The sequence below is a fragment of the Cohaesibacter marisflavi genome (genome assembly GCF_963665895.2).
Taxonomy (GTDB): Bacteria; Pseudomonadota; Alphaproteobacteria; order Rhizobiales; family Cohaesibacteraceae; genus Cohaesibacter; species Cohaesibacter marisflavi.
This window is the reverse complement of record NZ_OY762534.1, coordinates 1,393,323-1,414,543: the sequence shown is the minus strand read 5'-3', so window position 1 is coordinate 1,414,543 and position 21,221 is coordinate 1,393,323. Positions and strand designations below refer to the sequence as shown.

The window sequence follows — 21,221 nt, the reverse complement described above, 5'->3', positions numbered from 1 at the left end:
TTTATGTCAGATACATCCTCTCCAATGTCTGGTGACACGCCGGAAACAGAAACCAAATGCGGATATGTCGCCCTGATCGGCGCACCAAACGCGGGTAAGTCGACCCTTGTCAATGAATTGGTCGGCTCCAAGGTGTCCATCGTCACACACAAGGTGCAGACCACCCGTTCGCTTATTCGGGGCATTGCACTGAAGGACGAAAAGCAGGTTATTTTCGTTGATACCCCGGGTATCTTTGCCCCCAAACGCCGTCTTGAAACGGCGATGGTCAATACCGCATGGGGGGGAGCCAAGGATGCCGACGTCATCGGCATGATCGTGGATGCGCGCAAAGGGGTAACCGAGCAGATCGAGGATATTCTCGATCGCCTCAAGGATATCAAACTGCCCAAGGTTCTGATCCTGAACAAGATCGACCTTGTGAAACGCGATAGCCTGTTGGCTCTGGCTCAGCAGCTCAATGATCGTATCGCCTTTGACGAAACCTTCATGGTGTCGGCTCTTAACGGTGATCGCACGGATGATCTGATGGTTTATTTCGCAGATCATATGCCGAAAGGGCCTTGGCTTTATCCAGAAGACATGATTTCGGATTTGCCCATGCGTCAGCTGGCAGCCGAGATTACCCGAGAAAAGGTTTTTCTGCGCCTGCATCAGGAACTGCCCTATGCTTCAACGGTGGAAACCGAAAAATGGGAGCAGAAGAAAGATGGTTCGGTCAGGATCGAGCAGGTGATCTATGTGGAACGTGACAACCAGAAAATGATCGTTCTGGGCAAGGGCGGCGCCACCATCAAGGCCATTTCCACCGCAGCTCGTAAAGAGCTGATGGAGCTGTTGGAAACCAAGGTGCATCTGTTCCTGTTTGTTAAAGTGCGTGAGCGCTGGGTTGATGATCCGGAACGCTATCGTGAAATGGGTATCGATTTCCCTATCTAACGCCTGCTACGCGATAAATGTGAATGAATGAAAAGGGAAGAACCTCATTTGGTTCTTCCCTTTTTCGTCGAACCAAAGCATCTTTGCCATATGGAATGGACTGACGAAGCGATTGTTCTTGGCACGAAAAGGCACGGTGAAACCTCTGTTTTGCTGGAGGTGATGACCCGTAGCCATGGGCGCGTGATGGGGCTCGTCAAAGGGGGGCGCTCGCGCCGTCAGCAACCCGTCTTGCAACCGGGCAACAGTCTCACGGTTGTTTGGCGCGCACGGCTGGAAAACCATCTGGGTCAAATGACAACAGAGCTTTTGACCTCCCGTGCCGCAAGATTGATGGCCCTGCCGCTTGGCACCTATGGGATGCAGTTCATATCGGAGCTGACCCGTCTCTTGCCCGAGCGGGATGCGCATCCATATCTGTTTCAGGCGCTCAAGGTGATCGTGGATGAGTTCGAAGAAGGCGATGTCGCCGGTGAGCTCATGGTGCGTTATGAGTTGGCCATGCTCTCCGAGCTTGGCTATGGGCTCGATCTGGAGCAATGCGCAGCCACAGGTCGAACAGACGATCTCATCTATGTTTCGCCCAAATCGGGCAGGGCTGTTTGCGCTGAAGCTGGCAAACCCTATCATGACCGCATGCTGCCACTGCCAGCCTTTCTGCGCGGTAAAGCGTCGTCAAACCGTGTTTCCTTTGAGGAATTGTCCCAGGGTTTTGAGCTGACATCCTTTTTTCTGGATCGCCATGTCTACCGCCCCTTGGAGCGAAACGCACCGGACCTTAGAAAGAGCTTCATAGCCGCCGTGCGCAAGGATTTGACGCTGGAAGACTAGACATCGTGGTTACGGATGGTGACCTTCGAACCTAAGCGGATATGTCGCCGGCGTGCAAACTGGGGGCTATTCTGCTGGAATATGGTTGATTCGCGATGCAAACAATTGCACGAATCGCCCTTTTTCTATAACCAACCTGCATGGGAAACGAAATTGTAAAGTCCGGCGAGTTTGAGAGCATCAACCTGCGCGAAGCGTTGGAAGAGCGATATCTTGCTTACGCCTTGTCAACGATCACACAGCGTGCGCTGCCAGATGTGCGCGACGGCCTCAAGCCGGTGCATCGCCGCATTCTCTATGCAATGCGCCAGCTCAAGATGGACCCTACGGGTGGCTTCAAGAAGTCTGCCCGTGTTGTGGGCGATGTGATTGGTAAATATCACCCGCATGGTGATACCGCTGTCTATGATGCCATGGTGCGTCTGGCGCAGGGCTTCGCCTCGCGCTACCCCATGGTGGACGGGCAGGGCAACTTCGGCAACATCGACGGCGACAGTGCTGCTGCGATGCGTTACACCGAAGCCCGCATGACCGAGGTCGCTCGCCTCATGATGCAGGGGCTTGACGAAGACGCTGTGGATTTTCGCGAGACCTATGACAACGAGGACAAAGAGCCCGTTGTCATGCCTGCGAACTTTCCCAATTTGCTGGCGAATGGTTCAAGCGGCATTGCCGTGGGCATGGCGACCTCCATTCCGCCGCATAACGTTTCCGAGCTGTGTGAAGCATCCCTTCACCTCATCAAATATCCCAATTGTACAGATGAAAAGCTGCTCGATCTGATGCCCGGGCCGGATTTCCCAACCGGCGGCATTATTGTCGAGCCCAAGGAGCATATCCTTGAAGCCTATCAGACCGGGCGCGGTGGCTTCCGCGTGCGAGCCAAATGGGAAATCGAACAGCTGAACCGCGGGGCCTGGCAGATCATTGTCACAGAAATTCCTTATCAGGTTCAGAAGTCGCGCTTGATCGAGCGGATCGCCGATCTCATCCAGAACCGCAAATTGCCCCTGTTGGTCGATGTGCGTGATGAGTCGGCTGAAGATATCCGCGTTGTGCTGGAGCCGAAGAACCGCACGGTTGATCCTGACCTGATGATGGAAGCGCTATTCAAGTTGACCGATCTTGAAAGCCGCATCTCCCTCAACATGAACGTGCTCAATGAGCATAACGTGCCAAGGGTGCTGGGCCTGCGCGAAGTGTTGCGGCAGTGGCTTGATCATCGTCGTGATGTGTTGCAGCGTCGGTCGCGTTACCGCCTTGGCAAGATCGAGCATCGCCTCGAAGTGCTCGATGGCTATCTGATTGCCTATCTCAATCTGGATGAAGTGATCCGCATCATTCGCTATGAGGATGAGCCCAAAGCCCAGTTGATGAAATCTTTCAGCCTGTCTGAAATTCAGGCTGAGGCAATCCTCAACATGCGCTTGCGCTCCTTGCGCAAACTTGAAGAAATCGAGATCCGCACCGAGCATGATAGTCTCAGCAAGGAACGGGCCGAACTGATTGAGATGCTGGGTTCCGAAGAGTTGCAGTGGAAGCGCATTTCCAAGGAAATTCGTGAGATCTACAAGATTTTCGGGCCGGATACCGAACTGGGGCGTCGTCGGTCGCAGTTTGGCGAAGCCAGCGAGCGTGATATCGAAGATATCAATCTGGCCATGGTCGAGCGCGAACCGGTTACGCTGGTTCTCTCTGAAAAAGGCTGGATCCGCGCCATGAAGGGGCATATCTCTGATCTTAGCAGCCTCAACTTCAAGGATGGCGACAAACTCAAATTTGCTGTTCAGGCCGAGACCACAGACAAGCTGCTGCTTATGGGCACGAATGGGCGTTTCTTCACCATGCAGGCTGACAAGCTGCCAGGTGGGCGCGGCCATGGCGAACCGATCCGCGTGATGATTGACATGGAGCCCGGCGTCGATGTGGTCGACATGTTTGTGCATGTGCCCGATCGCAAGCTGCTCGTGACGGCGACAGATGGTCGAGGATTCATAACCAAGGAAGAAAGCCTCATCGCCAACACCCGCAAGGGCAAACAGGTGCTTAATGTGAGCGCTCCGGTCGAGGCCAAGCTCTGCAAGGTTGCCAAGGGCGATCGTATTGCCGTCATCGGCGAAAACCGCAAGATGCTGATCTTCCCGCTGGAACAGCTGCCCGAAATGAACCGGGGTCGCGGTGTTATGCTTCAGCGCTACAAGGACGGCGGCATTTCAGACGTGATCACTTTCTCTGGCGAGGAAGGCCTGACATGGAAAGACAGCTCCGGACGCAGCTATCATCGAACTTTGGATGACTTGGCTGAATGGCTCGGTGAACGCGGACAGGCCGGGCGCTTGCCGCCCAATGGCTTTCCGCGGAGCAACAAATTCGAGAATTGATCATCAACACCGGAGCTTGCTCCGGTGTTTTTATATGCGCAGGTGTCAGTGAGGCATATAGAGCGTCGTCATGATGGGCCAGTGGTCGCCGATGGGCGCTGAAAAGCGTTCGACAGAGGTCGACTCAATTGTGGCGCTGGTCAGGATATGATCAAGGCTCAGAAAGGCCGGCAGACGCAGATGCTTGATAACCGAATTGGGCGAGGGGAAGGTCGGAACGAAATGATCGCGCCGCTCAAGGCCTGCTTGTTCGGCAAAGGCATCCACACGGAAGGCCCAACCTGTTGAATTGAAATCCCCAGCGATGACCTGTAGCGTCCATTGCTTTCTCTCTTCGTCAATGATGCGCGATAGGGTTGCCAATTGCCCTTGCTTCTCGGCAAGAGGCAGCGGCCAAGCCAGATGTACGCTATAGAGCCGGAAGGCACGCGCCCCTGCTGGATGAACCGTTGCTGCCAGAAGCTTGCCATGCATGGGGTTTCTCTGGGCTTGGGTGCCGATATTGTAGGATTTGATATCGGTGAGCTTGTGCTTTGAATAGATGGCAAGGGTGCAGATGCGCCATGACTGACAACGCGCCTGAAAGGGATAGGCCTTTTTCAGGTCTGGCTGATTACGGAAGCGCTTGGGCGCGTACTCCTGCAATGCGGCAACATCGGGATTGGCCGAGAGTATCGTATCCGCCAGAGCCTGCTTGTCGCGCGTGCCCATATAGATGTTAAAACTCATAAGCTTCAGGGGCGTCACAGAACGGCTCTCGGACAGGGCCGCGTCAGCTTGGAAAAACGACTGCCTGTGAAAATATTCCGGTAGCAAAATGATCGCTGAACAGCAGAGAATAAAGAGCACGAGCCAACGCCCGAAGCGCTTGAGAGCCAACAGGGTGCTCGGCCAGACAAAACTCATTGCCAGCGCAATGAGCCCAAGGGTCATGATGACGAGTTGGAAATGATTGATGACATCCAGAATCGGGACGAAAGCCCCCAATAGCGCAAGGGAAGAGATGATGGCCCCCGTGGCCAACCCAGCGAATATGCAGATATCCAGAATTAATCTGATGCGCCTTGGCATGCGACCCTCATGATTGTCGTGAATCACCCTCCCTAAGTTTCAAGGGAAATCGTGGTTGTGGGTGAAAAACATCAAAAATGAGATTTAATCAAGGCACGTCCAGCCCTCAGAACTTAAAACTTCCAGCGGCTTGAAACGCGTCTTGTAGGACATCTTGGCAGACTCGGCCACCCAGTAGCCCAGATAGACATAGGAGAGGCCATTTTCGATGGCCTGCCGGATGTGGTCCAGAATGATGTAGGTGCCAAGGCTGCGGCGATCCATATCTGGCGCAAAGAAGCTGTAGACCATGGATGTTGCATCATCCAGCACATCGGTGAGAGCAACAGCGATAAGCTCACCGTGAGCGCTGCCGGTGATTGCATGGCCCTCTACACGGCGTCGATATTCGACGACAATCGTCTCAATGTGGGTCTCTTCTATCATGGCGATATAGTCCGCTTCGGTCATTTCCACCATGCCTCCATCATCATGGCGGGATCGTAAATAGCGGTGGAACAGGGCATATTGTTCGGACGTTGCCAGAGCGGGTTTTACTATGCGGACAAGATCACTGTTGCGCTTGAGGATCTTTCGCTGATTCTTGGAGAATTCAAACTGGGGAACCAAAACGCGCACGGACTTGCAGGCATTGCAGTCCGCGCAAGCGGGGCGATAAGCAATCGTCTGGCTTCTGCGAAAGCCACCTACGGACAAGAGATCATTGAGATTCTTGGCTTCTGCACCCACGAGATAGGTAAAAATCTTCCTCTCCTGCCTATCGTCGAGATAGGGACAGTCTTGTGGTGAGGTCAAATAGAATTGCGGATTCTCTAGGGCGTGTCTTGTCATTTGTTGCAATAGTTCCTTGTCAGAATCCATCAAAACAGATTTGCAACGTCAAGAAAAGTACAACTGAGGTCTATAAAGGATTCACCTAAAGCCTCATAGCCCATAGTACCACGGAGCAATGAAGGTAAAGCTCAGCCAGATGATGATCATGAGCGGAATGCCAGCCCACAGGAAATCTGCAAATCGATAGTGGCCGGGGCCCATGACAAGCAGATTGGTCTGATAGCCGATAGGGGTGGCAAACGAGCAGTTGGCAGCCAGTATGACGCAGACGACAAAGGGTTCAACCGGGAGGCCGGTCTGGTTTGCAATGGAGATTGCGATGGGCGCAAACAGCACAGCCGTTGCGTTATTTGACAGGATATTCGTCAACACGGCAACGAGCAAGAACAGGCCTGAGAGCAGCACCCAGCCGTCTTGACCCTGCATGGCGTCAACGACCGCGCCAGCGATGAATTTCGCCCCACCCGTATTCTGAAGCGCGACAGCACTGGCGAGCGATGACCCCACCAGCATATAGATTCTGCTATCAAGCGAGCGCACAGCCTGCCGCAGGTTGAGGCACTTGAAGACGATCATGCAAAAGGCACCTGCCAGCGCCGCCGTGGCAATGGGCAGTAAACCCGAAGCTGTCGCCAAGGCTGTCGCCAGAAAAATGAGGATCGCGCGGGGAGCGTAACGTCGGCGTGGCACATCGGTGCTGGAAAGCTCGATGAGCAACAGATCCTTGTTGAGACGCAATGCCTCCACATCGTCACGGGCTCCGCCTACGAGCAATACGTCGCCCGCCTCCAGGCGAATGTCACTCATGGCCATGCGTGGCATACGAGAGCGTCTCTGAACACCGAGCACGATACAATTGGTTTTGGAACGGAAAGAAGCTTGCGCGATGGTTTGTCCGGACATGCGCGAGGCCGGTGGTACGATGACCTCTGCGAGCGTGACGTCTGTCTTGGGCGAAATTTCCTTCAAACGCTGATTGTCGGCCACTTTCGCCATTTTGTGTCCACCCTTAAGGGCGGTCGTCAGGGCCTGACGGGTTGCCGCCACGACAACCGTGTCTCCCGCCTGCAGGGTAACATTGTCAAAAGGGGGCAAATGGGGCGTCTCGCCCCGCTGCACGAGCCTGACGGTCATGTCCTTGAGATCGGGGAACATGCCAGCAACGGCCTTTTTTCCGACAAGTGCGTCGCCTTCGCTCAAGGGGATCTGGGCAATGAATTGCTTGCCGGTCGTTTGGCTGAGCTGATCCGCCATGCTCTTGCGATTCTGCAAGATTTTCGGCATCACCAAAAGCGCATAAATGGCACCGATACTCGATACCATCAGCCCGATTTCGGTGAAGTCGAAGAAATTGAGATCAAGCACTCCCGCCTTGCGGGCTGCATCGGCGACCAGAAGGTTGGTCGATGAGCCGATCAGCGTTGTCATACCTCCCAGAATAGAGATGAAGGACAAGGGCATCAGCACTTTGGAAGACGACAGACGCAAGTTGCCAGCCACAACCGTCATGATGGGAATGAACATCACAACCACTGGGGTGTTATTGATAAAGGCACTGATGAAAGCCGCGGAAATATAGACGCCGACAAAGGCTATATATCGATGTCTCTTGGCTAGCTTCGTGATATGTTGCGCCGGTTTATCCAGAGCGTCTGTTTGAAACAGACCCTGACCGATTATGAGAAGAGCCAAGACGGCAATGAGTGCCGGGTTGGCAAACCCCGCCAGAAGATCGTCAAGAGAAACAAGATCCGAAGCTTCGCTGGTTGCGGGCAATCCGACAAATACCAGCATCAGAAGCAGCAATGAGCCTAAAGCTGTAATTTCGATCGAAAAATATTCGAGACTGTAGGAAACAATCGAGAAAAGAATAACGGCAAACGTGAGCCACATTTGCACTTCAGCAGTTAGGTACATAAGTAAGACAGTCCTTACCAGCCTGACAAAGAGCGCAGACGGTGTCTCCCAAGAAAACGCATGACCAAATAAATTATAGATTTGGAAGGACCTAAAATGGCCTTCAGGGCATAAGAAAATCAGATTATTGACCTATTTGCAAAGGCAATCTGCTGATATCCGTATGGAATTAGACACAAAGCCCACTGACGAGCCTAAAAGCTAGCATCAAAATGCAAATGCCCGCCAAAAGCGGGCACTTGAAATAAAACAAATCATGAAAACGGCAACTTAATGCAAGGATTCAAGATCCCGAAGGGCATCGCGATCCATGATCATGGTGCCGAGAATCATGTCGTGCAGCAGTTGCTTGCGGCGGGTGAAAAGCCCGACGAGAATGATGAGGGGCGTCAGGATCGTGTTGCCAAACCAGAATAGTAGACTGTGCATGATGGCCAACAGCGCATAGGGTTTGGCACCATACCACAGCCGCATCTCTAGCCCCATCACACGCATTCCCGGTGTCGCCGCTTTATAGCCGCCCAGTGTCAAACCGATATAGGGCAGGGCCACGATGGGGAGCAACGCAGCATAGAGCAGCCAACCTAGCCCGAAAGTGATAACGCCCACCACGGCAATAACCAGCGATGCCGCGATCATCAAAAGCATGATCAGAAAAGAGTCGATGAGAAAGGCCAGAATGCGGCGGGAGAGAATGCCATCAAATAGGGCTGGATGCATGTCCGGGTTGAATGCATTCCTGCGTTCCGCGTTTGGTTCGTAAGCCGCATTGGCGTTGTTCATCGAAAAGAGGATCCTTTCTGGTCCTGTCTGTTTGCCCGTGTCGGGCGGAGTGCGCAATTGATATAGATGAGGTGCGTATCTTGAGAGGACTTTTCAAGGATATTTCGGTTTTTGGTGAGAAAATATAGTGAAAAACGGCTCTTGAAAATCGAGCGTCAATAACCGTCTAATAAAATTCGTGGCGACGTGACGGATATTAGACTGTTTTTTACAGCATGCGCAGGAGAATATTGGCAATCGTCGAGCGGATATTTGCCCGTGTGGGCTGTCCGATATAGAGGCAAACAAAAGGGGCATATCACGCTCTTTGATATGCCTCTTTGTTTGTCAGTTGAGGCGACGTCAGGAAGCGGCCCGCAGGGAGCTTTTCTGTTCCAGTGTCGCTACAAGGCGTGAAATGCTGTCAATGACGTCAGAACTGGCTTTTTCCAGATCACGCAAAAGACCAAAACCTTCATCCTTTTTGTCTTCTGCGCAGGCCTTGACGATTTGGATTGCTACATCATGAACTTTCTTGTGCGGAGCCTCCAATGCGGTGAAGGCCGGGAGACGCCGGATTTCCGGATCGTTGATACCGTCATACCATTGCCCCAGACGGCAGCCGTGGTGATCGGCCAGCTTGGCAGTTTTGGCATTTTCACGACCTGTGAGAATATTGACGATGCGCTTGGTGAACAGCACATGATCGATCTTGGCCATTTCGCAAAGGGACAATGCATCACCATCCTGGAACAGGGTGCTGGCATTCTCTGCAAAATGGTCGTTGCTGTTCTGGAGCGTGTCAGACATGCCGATGAGCATTTTTTCATTTTCGGCATTCAGTTCGGCCACGCCTGTGACCGATTCAGAAATCTCCTGCGTCGCAACGGTTTGCTGTTGGATAATCTGGGAGACTTCCTGCATGTTGCGGTTGACCTCACCCACCTGCGAACCGATCTGCTCCATCAACTGGTTCGCACCATGAATCGCGTTTTCACCATCACCAATCGCTTCACGAGAGGTTGAGACAGCCGTTTGAATGGTGCGCATGCCGCCGCTGAGCGCGTTGATACGGTTGGTGATGTCTTCCGTCGCCTTGGTTGTTTGTCCGGCGAGCGCCTTGACCTCGTTAGCAACCACGGCAAAGCCTTTACCAGCTTCACCCGCGCGAGCAGCTTCTATTGTGGCGTTGAGCGCCAGCAGATTGGTCTGGTTGGCGATTTTGTCGATGACCGTAAGGAACGAGCCGATCTGCTCAGACGCTTGTACAAGGTCATTGAGGCTCGTCTCCGTTTGTGATGAAGCGGTTGCAATGTTGGTCATGGCCGAGGATACGGCCTGCATTGTGGCGAGCCCCTGCGTGACCGTTTGATGTGTCTCTTTGGCGCCATCAGCCGTTAGATCCGATGTTTCGGAAATCTGGCCGATTGATCCAGCCAACTCGGAAACCGCAGCCGAGATTGCCTGTACATTGCTCGTGGCGGTGTGGGTGTTGCGCGTGAGAATGGCCATGTCAGCGCAGATTTCATTGATTTCGACCGCAGCATTGGATAGGGCGCGCAAGTTGCCCTGATGGCAGGCATTCTCGCCCTGAGAGGCCACCCCCTTTGTTCCACCAAGAGCAGATAAGGTGCCTATCATATCGGAGAAGACGAGAGCGATGACATTTTGCATCTCTCCAATCTGCGCTTTGCTGCCGCCTCGATGGGATTTGGCAATGGAAGGCACCAACTCAAGGAGTGATCTGGCATAGAGCGCCATGACAGCATTGGCGCTTGCACCTGATGCCTTGAGTGCTGCGCCGTTCTCATTGCTGTTGCGCACAATCTCGGAGGGGCTGGAAGCCTTCAGCATCCTGGCAAGGTGTGCGGGTTGACCCAGCGTTGCCGTGGTCTGGCTCCCCATTGAAGGTTGGAACATGCGCGCCAAATCCGTTTGCTGGTCAATGCAAGAACGAATCGTCTTGGACACAGAAGGAAGGTCTTTTTCCAGCTTCTGGGTTACCGCCTGAATGCCGTTGGTTGCGGTTCCTGCGGAAATAAAGGAGAAGGTTTGTTCCAGCTCTGAAAGGTTGTTTTGTTGGCTATGCTGCGACATCGGTCTCAAGGTTCTTCTAGTAAAAAGGACACATGAGAAAATTATCAATGCAGATGCACTTGAAAATGGTTAACGAAATAATTCAAGGTGCCAAAAAAACCTGTAATCACAAGAAAAATTTCTGCATCTCATAGTAAAATTACCTGTTTTTACGAGAAAATTTTAGTCAGAAATGTCCGGTTTGTTGAGATATTCCACACTGTGTCCCGCTGATTCGATGGCCATGATGATCTCATTGGCGTGAGCCGCATCGCGGGTTTCGATGGTAATATCTATGGAGGCTCCCTTGACTGGAACATTCAGGAATGTGCGGTGATGATCGACCTCCAGAATATTGCCACCAAGGTCTCCGATGATGCTGGAAAGTTCGGCGAGAATACCCGGGCGATCCGGAATGGTGATCCGCAGTCCGACGATCTGCTGCTTTCTGCCAAGCTGGCGCACGATAATCGAGGAGAGTAGGCGAGGGTCGATATTGCCACCCCCCAGAACCAGACCAACTTTCTTATCCTTGAAACGGGCCGGCTCGGCGATAACGGCAGCCAATGGCACCGCTCCGGCGCCTTCTGCCATCGTCTTGAGATAGGTCGCGTAGGCGTTGATGGCGCGCTCTATGTCGCGTTCTGTCACCAATATGATGTCGTCCAGAAGCTCTGAGGCGATTTCAGCGGTCAATTTGCCAGCTTTCTTGACGGCAATGCCTTCGGCAAGAGACTGTCCCCCGCAGAACAGGTCCTTGTGCTTGAGCTCATTATACATCGTTGGATAGAGTTCACTCTCAACCCCTATTACTTCGATCTGCGGGTTGATGCTCTTGGCGGCAATGGCTATGCCGGAAATCATGCCACCTCCGCCGATGGGCACGATCAATGTCTCGAGATCCGGCTCGTCGGCGAGCATTTCCAAAGCGATGGTGCCCTGTCCGGCGATGATCTTATAGTCATCATAGGGGTGAACGAAGGTGAGGCCTCTGTTTTTGGCAAGGCGCATGGCCGCGTCCCCGGCTTCGGCGACAGTTTCGCCCTCCAGAATAACTTCAGCACCAAAGCCTTTCGTGGCCGCGACTTTTACAAAGGGCGTAAATTCCGGCATGACGATGAGAGAAGGAATACCCAGTCTCGTCGCATGAAGCGCCACGGCCTGTGCATGGTTGCCTGCGGACATGGCAATAACGCCATGCTTGCGCTCATCTTCGCTCAGAGACAGCAGCTTGTTAAGCGCGCCCCGTTCCTTGAAGGCGTTGGTCACCTGCATATTGTCATATTTGACGTAGATGTTCGCGCCCAGAATGTCGGAGAGCTGTTTGGCGGGTAGCGTCGGAGTGCGCAGAACCGCGCCCTTGATCTTGTCGGCAGCCTGCATGATGTCAGAGAGAGTTGGGCGGTTTGAGGCGGAAGAACGATCAGACATCACATGGGCTCGCTTTGGTAGGAAATGGTTCAGAGACAATGCCTTAACATCGCCGCGCATTCAAATGATTTTGCACCACTTAAAGCGAAGGTGGTATCCGGATCGGAAAAACCAGTCGGGAAGAGTGCTGGTGGTTGTCGAACCTCGCCTTTTTTCGTTGATGAAGAGATAAAGAACTGTTTTGACCATTTCCCGTGCGCTAGTTTCATACGAAAGCTGAAAGCGGCAGAAGACTGCTCAAAACAAGGTCTGCTTTTATTTTGCCGGAGGCCTAAAATGAATGAGAATAGTGAAGGAATGGTCGAGTGTCAGAAATTGTCTATCAGACCTTGAAGGCTGAAAAGCTTAATGAAACCCTTGATGATCTGGCCTCTATCCTGCACGGGTGCGTTCAAAATGGTGCCAGTGTCAGCTTCATTCATCCGTTTAGCAAAGAAGATGCACGCAGCTTTTGGCTTAAAGATGTCTTCCCCAAGGTGGAAAAGGGCGAAACCGTCTTGTTGGTTGCGCGGGCTGATGACCGCCTTGTCGGAACCGTCCAACTGCAGACGAACCTGCCGCCCAACCAGACCCATCGATGTGAGGTGGCCAAACTGTTGGTGCATCCCGACTATCGCAAGCGGGGCATTGCCACGACCTTGATGGAAAATCTCGAGGAAGAGGCAAGAGCCTTGGGCAAGAGCCTCATCACACTTGATACCCGCTCGGGTGATCAGGCTGAGCCGCTCTATATTCTTCTTGATTACAAGATCGCTGGACGTATCCCCAATTTTGCCAGAGCTGCAGATTGTGATCGTCTGGATTCTACGACCTATATGTACAAGATCCTTGAGCAGACCGACCTGTAAGGCCGGTCTCACAAGAAAATGGTCAAGCTGGAACTTAGCGTTTGAGGGTTTCGGCAATCGTCGGTGCAAAATAGGTCAGAATGCCGTCTGCACCTGCGCGCTTGAATGCCAGCAAGCTTTCCCACATGACGCGTTCCTGATCAAGCCAGCCATTCTGGCCAGCCGCGCAGAGCATCGCATATTCGCCTGAAACCTGATAGGCAAAGGTTGGCATGGCGAATTCGTCTTTCAATCGACGAAGAACGTCCAGATAAGGCATGCCGGGTTTGACCATCAGCATGTCTGCGCCTTCATTGATATCCAGCTGGGCTTCCATGAGGGCTTCATCCGTGTTGGAAGGGTCCATCTGATAGGTTTGTTTGTCGCCTTTAAGGGTCGAATTGGCACCGACTGCTTCACGGAACGGACCGTAGAAGGCTGACGCATATTTGGCCGTATAGGCCATGATCTGTGTGTCGGTGTAACCCTGATTGTCGAGCACGGCGCGAATGGCCCCGATGCGGCCATCCATCATGTCTGATGGACCGATGATGTCCGAGCCAGCTTCTGCCTGCACGAGAGCCTGACGCGTCAGTTGCTCCACGGTTTCGTCATTGAGGATGATGCCATCACGCAGCAAACCATCGTGGCCATGGCTTGTGTAAGGGTCTAGCGCCACATCCGTCATCAGCCCTACTTCGGGCACTTCCTTTTTGATGGCTCGGAGGGCGCGGCAGATGAGATTGTTCTCATTGAGGGCTTCGCTGCCCTCATCATCGCGCAAATCCGGATTGGTATAGGGGAAGAGGGCGATGACGGGAATACCAAGTGTGGCAGCTTTTTCGGCAGCTCGCACAGCGTTATCGATGCTCAAGCGGTCCACGCCGGGCATGGCACCAATCGGTTGGGCTTCATTGTCGCCATCCATCACAAAGATTGGCCAGATCAGGTCATTGACGGTCAGGGCATTTTCGCGGATCAGACGACGGGACCAATCGCTACGACGATTCCTGCGCATCCGACGTCCCCCTGTGATGCTGCCGACATCGGTCATGGCAGAAAGTGGCGTGTCCATGGTGGATTTGGAAGAGTTTGTCATTGCATTATAGGTCCTTGAAACTTGGCCAGCCCGTTGCGCTCCCTTTCAGTCAAGGCGCTGCAAACTGAAGGCTGTCTTGGGAAAGTCGTGCCCAATGCTAATCAACTTGCAAGCAGAACAAAACTGACCAATTGGTAATGATGGCCGGCCTGTTGAAACCATGGTCCATGCTTGAGCATCATCCCGGTCGCTTCATTGTCTTACTTGATCGCGTCAGGCGGACGCTATATTGAAAAGTCAGCAAAATTTGGATCAAACAATGAAGATGAGCGCTCAGTGCGCAGGGCAAGATCATGGATGACATTTTATTTGAGAAACGTGGATGCGTAGGACTTGTTACCCTCAACAGGACAAAAGCGCTCAATGCCCTGACCATAGACATGATCAACGCGCTTTCAAACCAGCTCAAACATTGGGAAAGTGATGATGCCGTCAAGGCCGTCATTCTCACATCTGCCAGTGAGCGCGCTTTTTCCGCCGGGGCTGATATCCGTTTCGTCTATAATAATCGCGCAAACCCGCCTTACGATTTCTTCCGCGTTGAATATCTGATGAATTGCGCGATGTTCCGCTATCCAAAGCCCTATATTTCACTGGTTGATGGCATAGTCATGGGGGGAGGGGTAGGTCTATCCTTCCATGGGCGCTATATTGCAGCGGGTAGCAAGACCCTCTTTGCCATGCCCGAAACGGGAATCGGCTTTTTCCCCGATGTCGGCGGAGCGTATTTCCTTCCGCGCATGCCCCGTAATGTGGGCCTTTATTGCGGCATGACTGGTGCGCGGTTGGGGCAGGCAGACTGTTTGAAATTTGGACTGGTGACCCACCCTATCGAACTGGATCAATTTGCATCCATTCTGGAAGAAATTTCCAATGGTGCCGATCCGGAAACCTGCTTGGCCCAATATGCTGGAGAGGCAAAAGGAGAGGGGCTTGAGGAAGGGAAGCTGAGCGTGATTGAAAATGCGTTTTCTGGAAGCTCGGTTTCGGAAATTATTGCGAATCTGAATGCCAATCCGCACCCTTTTGCAAAAGAGACGCTTGATTTGATGCTCTCCCGTTCTCCAATGTCGGTGTATGTTGCCTTTGAACAAATGCGCCGCGGAGCGACGTTGAGTTTTGAAGACTGCATGGCCATGGAATATCGAATCCTTGAGCGTATTCTCAATGATAATGACTTTTATGAGGGAGTGAGGGCCACGATTGTCGATAAGGATGGGGCGCCCAAGTGGGAGCCTGCTTCTTTTGATGATGTTTCAGAGGAAAAGGTGCTGTCCTATTTCTTGCCTCTTGATCCGGATCGCGAATTGTTCAATGGCTCATAAGAGCCTATGATCTGACTCACTGGCGTTGCATATTTATGGGCGTCAGAGGGACACTACTCATGCGGATGCGATCCTGCTTCCGCGTATGCAAAGACTGAATAGAAACTGCCATGACGCTCAGATTGACCGATGTTTCCCCGAAATACTGGGGTGAGAATTTGCCTTATTGGCTGATTGTTCTGGCGCGTGTCGGGAGCATCGCCCTGATGTTGAGTGGCTTATTCTATTGGGTTGATATTCTTGGTGTGTTCGGAGAGAGCGGACTTCAGCGCGGAATTTGGCTCGCTCCTGTCGGTCGGGTCATTCTGGCCTGCTCCTTCCTCATCGCGTCTGTTGGTGTATGGCAGTTGGCATTCTGGGGTGTTGTCATGTGGGTTCTGAGCGCAGTAACCCAGGCACTGGCCATCTTGCTGGTTGAGGACTTTACCTTATATTCCGGCCTCATTACCATTGCGCATACTTTGGGGTTGATTGCGTTATCAATCTGTTGTGCCTGGCTTGTCTACCGATCTTCAAGGCAGCAGGAAATCTGAATCCATTTCCATCATCCATTCATTTTTGGAAGGCCGGGTAAATTATCCGACCAGCGGGGCGTGCTTACGTTTTTTCTTTAGAGCTGCGGTTTGTTGGGAATAACTTGCTAGGATGTGAACCATTTGGGAAAGGTTTTGTTAGTGCATTTGTAAATAGATGATGAAGAAATGGCGTATTCCGATGTTTTAAAGAGATACAAGCGGCTTTTGTGAAGTAAATATACGCAAGAACCAGAGTGTTTAATAAAATTGATAACCTGTTATTTACCACGGATGCAGAACTCGACGCAAATTATGTAGAATTAGCGCGATTAGGGCTTTGTTAAGGCTGTTGCTTAAGCAGATTTTATTTAGCGACGGCTACTGTGAGTTCAAAGGCGGACAAACCGTCGCTCAAGTTAAAACAAAAACGAGGCTCAAACACATGATTACGTCACAACGCGCAGTGGAAACAGTTAGTGAAGCTGAGGGCGACGTAGAGCTTAAACCACTCTACATGGACGCACTCAGGCTCGTAGAACGCCTGCACCGCAGACTCCTGGATGTTATCAAGGATGAATTCGAACGTCGCGGCAGAACCGATGTTAACAGCGTGCAAGCTTTGCTTTTGTTCAATATCGGCGATTCTGAAGTGACTGCCGGTGAGCTGCGCTCTCGCGGCTACTATCAAGGGTCAAACGTCTCCTACAACCTGAAAAAATTGGTTGATATGGGATATGTCAATCACGAACGCTCCCGCGTTGACCGCCGTTCTGTTCGTATCTCCCTATCGGATAAGGGCCTGGAAGTGCGTCAGATCGTGAGCGAGCTCTATGAACGTCACATCGCGACGATCGAGCAGGTCGGTGGAATTGCTACAGAGGACTTTGCTCTTCTGAACAAATCCCTACAGCGTCTGGAACGCTTCTGGACCGACCAGATCCTGTATCGTCTTTAACGGATTGCCCTGACATGCTGTCCCGCAAGAAACGACAGAAGAGGGCGATTGCAGTGAGCCTTGAGTGCACTGTTCCTTCTGAAACGATGGCCAAAGCGAGCGCAAGCGACATATCCTGCTCGTTTCAATGATGTTCATAATCTGACCAGTATCAGTTTCCCTCGCAAGGCTTGTCCTTGCGAGGTTTTTTGGTTTGTCCGGTCTGGTATTCCTGCAACAGTTTTCAAAAACGTGATCATTACATCCAGAATTTGCCACATTCTGTTGCCAATTGCTTTCAGGTTGCCGAAAAGTATTCATTAAGAATGCGGTAATAAGTGTTCAGCAAAGCTCTTTAGGGTCTTCAAACATGCGAGTCAGGGTTCTAGACTGATCGCAATTGGGAAAATATTCCTGTTTGATGTGATTCTGAGCGGCCCAACTTATTCGGGCGCCGATATAATTGAATATGTGATACAACCTGTTGGCACAGGTGGATTCTGCGAAAAGAATGGCGAAAGTGACCATGACAAATTCAAAACCGGGATATAGTGAAATCGTGACTAAGCAAAAGATAAATCGCCGTACATTCCTGACTTCCGGGTCTCAAATGGTGGCGGGTTTTGCGACAGCCCTTTCAACCCCGGCTTTTGCACAAGCGGTAAACCCTATCGATGAAGTGCTCAATCAGAGCCCGGTCGAATGGGGTGACCGTTTTGATACACCGGGCCAGACGGTTGCTGCTGTCCGTACCGCAGAGCCAACCCTTTCGCCATCAACCGTATCCAATATTGAAAATGCGATGCAGATTTATTACGGCATCGTGCAGCGTGGTGGTTGGCCGATTGTTCCTGATGATCAGGTGCTGCGCCTCGGCCATAAATCGCCCGCAGTGGTTATCCTGCGTGAACGTCTGGGTATGTCCGGTGACCTGATGCAGAATATCGGTGTCAACGATGTGTTCGATTCCTATGTTGATGCTGCCGTGCGCCGCTTCCAGTCGCGTCATGGCATTCATCCCGATGGTGTCATCGGCAAGGAAACCTTCGCAGCCATGAATGTGCCGGTGCAGGTGCGTTTGCGTCAGTTGGAGACAAACCTTGTGCGGGTGCGCTCAATGTCTGGCTTCCTTGGCAAGCGCTATGTTATGGTCAATATTCCTGCTGCCGAGATCGAAACTGTTGAAGAAGGCCAGGTGCATTCCCGCCATACAGCTGTTGTTGGCAAGATTGATCGTCAGACACCGGTTCTCAAAAGCACGATTCATGAAATCAACTTCAACCCCTATTGGCATGTTCCTGCAAGCATCATTCGTAAGGACTTGATCCCGAAAATGCTCAAGGACCCCAACTATTTGCGGGACAACAAGATCCATATTCGCGACCTGAAGAACAATGTTGAGCTGGATGCCTCACAGGTCGACTGGACGACTGACGAAGCGCTGAACTACCAGTTCCGTCAAGAACCGGGCGCCAAAAACTCGATGGGTTCCATCAAGATCAACTTCCACAATAAATATGCGGTTTACCTGCATGACACGCCATCCAAAACCCTGTTTGGCAACAGCTACCGGTTCCATTCTTCGGGCTGCGTGCGTGTTCAGAATGTGCGTGAATTTGTTGTCTGGGTTCTTGAAGACACCCCGGGCTGGGATCGTTTCGCCATTGATGAGGTGATCCGTTCAGGCGAGCGTGAAGATGTATCGGTCCGCGGTAAGGTTCCGATTTACATGACCTACATTACGGCTTGGGCAACCAGTGAAGGTATGGTTCATTTCCGTGAGGACATTTATGATCGCGACGGTCTGAGTGCCATGGCGCCGGCCAGCACACCTGTTCAGGGATAAATCTTCATGAGCCAGCCTAAACCCGGTGAAATCTATATTGAATTTACGGTTATAGGACAGCAGGTGAAGGCCGTGGCTGTCGATGCCACGACAGGTGTCGAGGTGAGTGTTTTCGGTCCTACCAGCGTATCAAAACAGGATTTGCAGAACCTTGCAGTCCGCAAATTGAAGCGCAGGCTCGAGCAGTTGGGCAATGGGTGAGGGGCGTTCTGCCCCTTGTGCCCACAATTCCTTTCATGATCTACATGTAAGAGCTGCAAATCCATCTTGGGTTTGGCTGTGGAGTGTGCTAAATCCTCGAAACAAAGACAATGGTGGCGCAATTTGGTGTACATGGTGTTGCCGAAATGCGCACAATGTTGTGGCCTTCAGTCAAATATTAAAGGCAGACTCAAAGGGGCATTTGTGATAGCCAATTGCCTCTAGTTCTGATCTATGATCGCCCAACAAACGCGAAGGGGTATTGTTCCATGTCAGCAAACGAAGGTGCCAATTCGGGAGCGATTTTCCCAGAATTCTTCACCCGCGATCTCGAAAATTCCGACCCGGCAGTTGCCGCTGCGATTAACAGCGAGCTTGGTCGTCAAAAACACGAGATCGAACTGATCGCTTCTGAGAATATCGTGTCCAAAGCAGTCCTGCAGGCGCAGGGCTCTGTCATGACAAACAAATATGCAGAAGGTTATTCGGGTCGTCGTTACTATGGTGGTTGCCAGCATGTTGACGTGGCTGAAAACCTTGCGATCGAACGTGTAACCAAACTGTTTGGTTGTGAGTTCGCCAACGTACAGCCCAATTCCGGCTCGCAGGCCAACCAGGCTGCCTTCATGGCGCTCATCAAACCGGGCGACACCATCCTGGGTATGAGCCTTGATGCCGGTGGTCACCTGACCCACGGTGCTAAGCCGAACCAGTCTGGCAAGTGGTTTAATTCCATCCAGTACGGCGTACGCAAGCAGGACGGCCGCATTGACTTTGACCAGATCGAAGAACTGGCAAAAGAGCATCAGCCAAAACTGATCATCGCTGGTGGGTCTGCCTATAGCCGTGAATTCGACTTCAAGAAATTCCGTGAAATCGCTGATTCCGTTGGCGCATATCTTATGGTGGACATGGCCCACTTCGCAGGTCTCGTCGCTGCTGGCTTGCATGAGAATCCATTCCCGCATGCCGATATCGTGACTTCCACGACCCATAAAACCCTGCGCGGACCGCGCGGTGGCTTGATCCTGACCAACGATGCCGACATCGCCAAGAAGGTCAATTCGGCTGTCTTCCCGGGTCTGCAGGGTGGTCCTTTGATGCATGTTATTGCTGCCAAGGCCGTTGCCTTTGGTGAAGCGCTCACCGATGACTTCAAGGTCTATGCAAAGGCTGTCAAAGACAATGCGCAAGCTCTTGCCGATACCCTCTATGAAGGTGGTGTTGAACTGGCCGCTGGTGGTACGGATAACCATCTTCTGCTCGTCGACCTGCGTCCGAAGGGCCTGACCGGTAAAGTTGTTGAAGCCGCTCTTGGTCGTGCCTATATCACCTGTAACAAGAATGGCGTGCCGTTCGATCCGGAAAAACCGGCAATTACCTCCGGTATCCGTCTTGGTACACCAGCTGGTACGTCCCGTGGTTTCGGCACCGAGGAGTTCAAGGAAATCGGTAAATTGATTATCGAAGTGCTTGACGGTCTCGTTGCGAATGGGGAAGAAGGCAATAGCGCCGTAGAATCGGCTGTGAAGGAAAAGGTCATCGCCCTGACCGATCGCTTCCCGATCTACCCTGACCTTTGATCATATCGGCAGGGCAGTCTGGTAAGCCATTGGCAGCCCGCCGTGATCCCATAAATGAATTGTGAGGTCGAGATATGAAATGTCCCTATTGCGGTTATGAAGATACCCAGGTCAAGGATTCTCGTCCTACAGAAGACAATACGGCGATCCGCCGTCGACGCTTTTGCGCAGGCTGCGGCGGACGCTTCACCACCTTCGAGCGTATCCAGCTTCGTGAACTGTCTGTTATCAAACGGACGGGGCGTAAAGTGCCCTTTGATCGTGACAAGCTGATGCGCTCTGTTCAGGTTTCCCTTCGTAAACGTCCGGTAGAAGACGAAAAGGTCGAGCGTATGGTCTCTGGCATCGTGCGGCAGCTTGAAAGCGCGGGCGATGCAGAAGTCCCGGCAGAACATATCGGCAATCTGGTGATGGTAGGCCTTAAGGGACTGGATGAAATCGCTTATATTCGCTTTGCTTCCGTCTATAAGAATTTCCGTGAAGCAAAAGACTTTTCTGATATGCTGACCGAAATGTCGTCCGCTCGCCCCGAGGATGATGATCTCTCCGAGTAGCAGAATAACGGGATGACGCGGTCTGGATCGTTTGTGCCACCTCAAACCGATCGGCCTTGTATGCACACTCTCTTGCACACATTCTCTGATGAACA

At 52.2% G+C, this 21,221-nt stretch carries 18 protein-coding genes; 11 read left to right on the top strand and 7 right to left on the bottom strand.

Features of this window, described 5'->3' with window-relative positions; translation table 11 throughout:
* Nucleotides 1-3 precede the first annotated feature (3 nt).
* From era to parC, 3 genes are all read left to right on the top strand, one after another.
* Nucleotides 4-939 (top strand): GTPase Era, encoded by a 936-nt coding sequence (era, locus tag ACKPCT_RS07490; RefSeq protein WP_319568840.1) that lies wholly within the window; start codon nt 4-6, stop codon nt 937-939.
* A gap of 90 nt (nt 940-1,029) precedes the next feature.
* The gene (gene recO, locus ACKPCT_RS07485) at nt 1,030-1,770 is read left to right on the top strand and encodes a DNA repair protein RecO (protein WP_090068992.1); all 741 of its coding nucleotides are present in this window, start codon (nt 1,030-1,032) and stop codon (nt 1,768-1,770) included.
* A 140-nt stretch (nt 1,771-1,910) separates the two neighbouring features.
* Nucleotides 1,911-4,151 (top strand): DNA topoisomerase IV subunit A, encoded by a 2,241-nt coding sequence (gene parC / locus ACKPCT_RS07480; RefSeq protein ID WP_090068778.1) that lies wholly within the window; start codon nt 1,911-1,913, stop codon nt 4,149-4,151.
* A 45-nt stretch (nt 4,152-4,196) separates the two neighbouring features.
* On the opposite strand, the gene ACKPCT_RS07475 is transcribed toward parC, so the two are convergent.
* The 6 genes from ACKPCT_RS07475 to ACKPCT_RS07450 form a co-directional block, all read right to left on the bottom strand.
* Entirely contained in the window at nt 4,197-5,222 is a 1,026-nt protein-coding gene (locus tag ACKPCT_RS07475; protein ID WP_090068780.1) for an endonuclease/exonuclease/phosphatase family protein, read from the bottom strand.
* A gap of 84 nt (nt 5,223-5,306) precedes the next feature.
* Complete coding sequence (locus tag ACKPCT_RS07470) at nt 5,307-6,053, bottom strand: arginyltransferase (RefSeq protein WP_090068994.1); 747 nt, start codon at nt 6,051-6,053, stop codon at nt 5,307-5,309.
* A 93-nt stretch (nt 6,054-6,146) separates the two neighbouring features.
* Nucleotides 6,147-7,973: an SLC13 family permease gene (locus ACKPCT_RS07465; RefSeq protein WP_210186632.1), complete on the bottom strand. Its 1,827-nt coding sequence runs from the start codon at nt 7,971-7,973 to the stop codon at nt 6,147-6,149.
* Between the two features lie 270 nt (nt 7,974-8,243).
* Nucleotides 8,244-8,756: an RDD family protein gene (locus tag ACKPCT_RS07460; RefSeq protein ID WP_319568839.1), complete on the bottom strand. Its 513-nt coding sequence runs from the start codon at nt 8,754-8,756 to the stop codon at nt 8,244-8,246.
* A 342-nt stretch (nt 8,757-9,098) separates the two neighbouring features.
* Nucleotides 9,099-10,832, bottom strand: coding sequence for a methyl-accepting chemotaxis protein (locus tag ACKPCT_RS07455; RefSeq protein ID WP_319568838.1), 1,734 nt, complete (start codon nt 10,830-10,832; stop codon nt 9,099-9,101).
* 162 nt (nt 10,833-10,994) lie between these two features.
* Nucleotides 10,995-12,242 (bottom strand): threonine ammonia-lyase, encoded by a 1,248-nt coding sequence (locus ACKPCT_RS07450; protein WP_319568837.1) that lies wholly within the window; start codon nt 12,240-12,242, stop codon nt 10,995-10,997.
* 305 nt (nt 12,243-12,547) lie between these two features.
* On the opposite strand from ACKPCT_RS07450, the gene ACKPCT_RS07445 reads away from it, so the two are divergent.
* The gene (locus ACKPCT_RS07445; RefSeq protein ID WP_244544570.1) at nt 12,548-13,090 is read left to right on the top strand and encodes a GNAT family N-acetyltransferase; all 543 of its coding nucleotides are present in this window, start codon (nt 12,548-12,550) and stop codon (nt 13,088-13,090) included.
* Nucleotides 13,091-13,124: 34 nt separating this feature from the next.
* Here the strand turns inward: ACKPCT_RS07445 and hemB are convergent, their stop codons facing one another.
* Nucleotides 13,125-14,144, bottom strand: coding sequence for a porphobilinogen synthase (gene hemB, locus ACKPCT_RS07440; RefSeq protein WP_319569399.1), 1,020 nt, complete (start codon nt 14,142-14,144; stop codon nt 13,125-13,127).
* Between the two features lie 317 nt (nt 14,145-14,461).
* On the opposite strand from hemB, the gene ACKPCT_RS07435 reads away from it, so the two are divergent.
* From ACKPCT_RS07435 to nrdR, 7 genes are all read left to right on the top strand, one after another.
* Nucleotides 14,462-15,493 carry an enoyl-CoA hydratase/isomerase family protein gene (locus tag ACKPCT_RS07435; RefSeq protein ID WP_319568836.1) on the top strand — a complete coding sequence of 344 codons (1,032 nt, stop codon included), beginning with the start codon at nt 14,462-14,464 and terminating at the stop codon, nt 15,491-15,493.
* Between the two features lie 110 nt (nt 15,494-15,603).
* Entirely contained in the window at nt 15,604-16,026 is a 423-nt protein-coding gene (locus ACKPCT_RS07430; protein WP_090068790.1) for a hypothetical protein, read from the top strand.
* A 424-nt stretch (nt 16,027-16,450) separates the two neighbouring features.
* Nucleotides 16,451-16,963: a transcriptional regulator LdtR gene (gene ldtR / locus ACKPCT_RS07425; RefSeq protein WP_090068792.1), complete on the top strand. Its 513-nt coding sequence runs from the start codon at nt 16,451-16,453 to the stop codon at nt 16,961-16,963.
* A 538-nt stretch (nt 16,964-17,501) separates the two neighbouring features.
* Nucleotides 17,502-18,788, top strand: coding sequence for a L,D-transpeptidase family protein (locus tag ACKPCT_RS07420; RefSeq protein WP_319568835.1), 1,287 nt, complete (start codon nt 17,502-17,504; stop codon nt 18,786-18,788).
* A gap of 6 nt (nt 18,789-18,794) precedes the next feature.
* The gene (locus tag ACKPCT_RS07415; RefSeq protein WP_090068796.1) at nt 18,795-18,989 is read left to right on the top strand and encodes a DUF6898 family protein; all 195 of its coding nucleotides are present in this window, start codon (nt 18,795-18,797) and stop codon (nt 18,987-18,989) included.
* A 269-nt stretch (nt 18,990-19,258) separates the two neighbouring features.
* Complete coding sequence (glyA, locus tag ACKPCT_RS07410) at nt 19,259-20,572, top strand: serine hydroxymethyltransferase (RefSeq protein ID WP_319568834.1); 1,314 nt, start codon at nt 19,259-19,261, stop codon at nt 20,570-20,572.
* Between the two features lie 74 nt (nt 20,573-20,646).
* Nucleotides 20,647-21,126: a transcriptional regulator NrdR gene (gene nrdR / locus ACKPCT_RS07405; RefSeq protein ID WP_090068799.1), complete on the top strand. Its 480-nt coding sequence runs from the start codon at nt 20,647-20,649 to the stop codon at nt 21,124-21,126.
* Nucleotides 21,127-21,221: the final 95 nt, after the last annotated feature.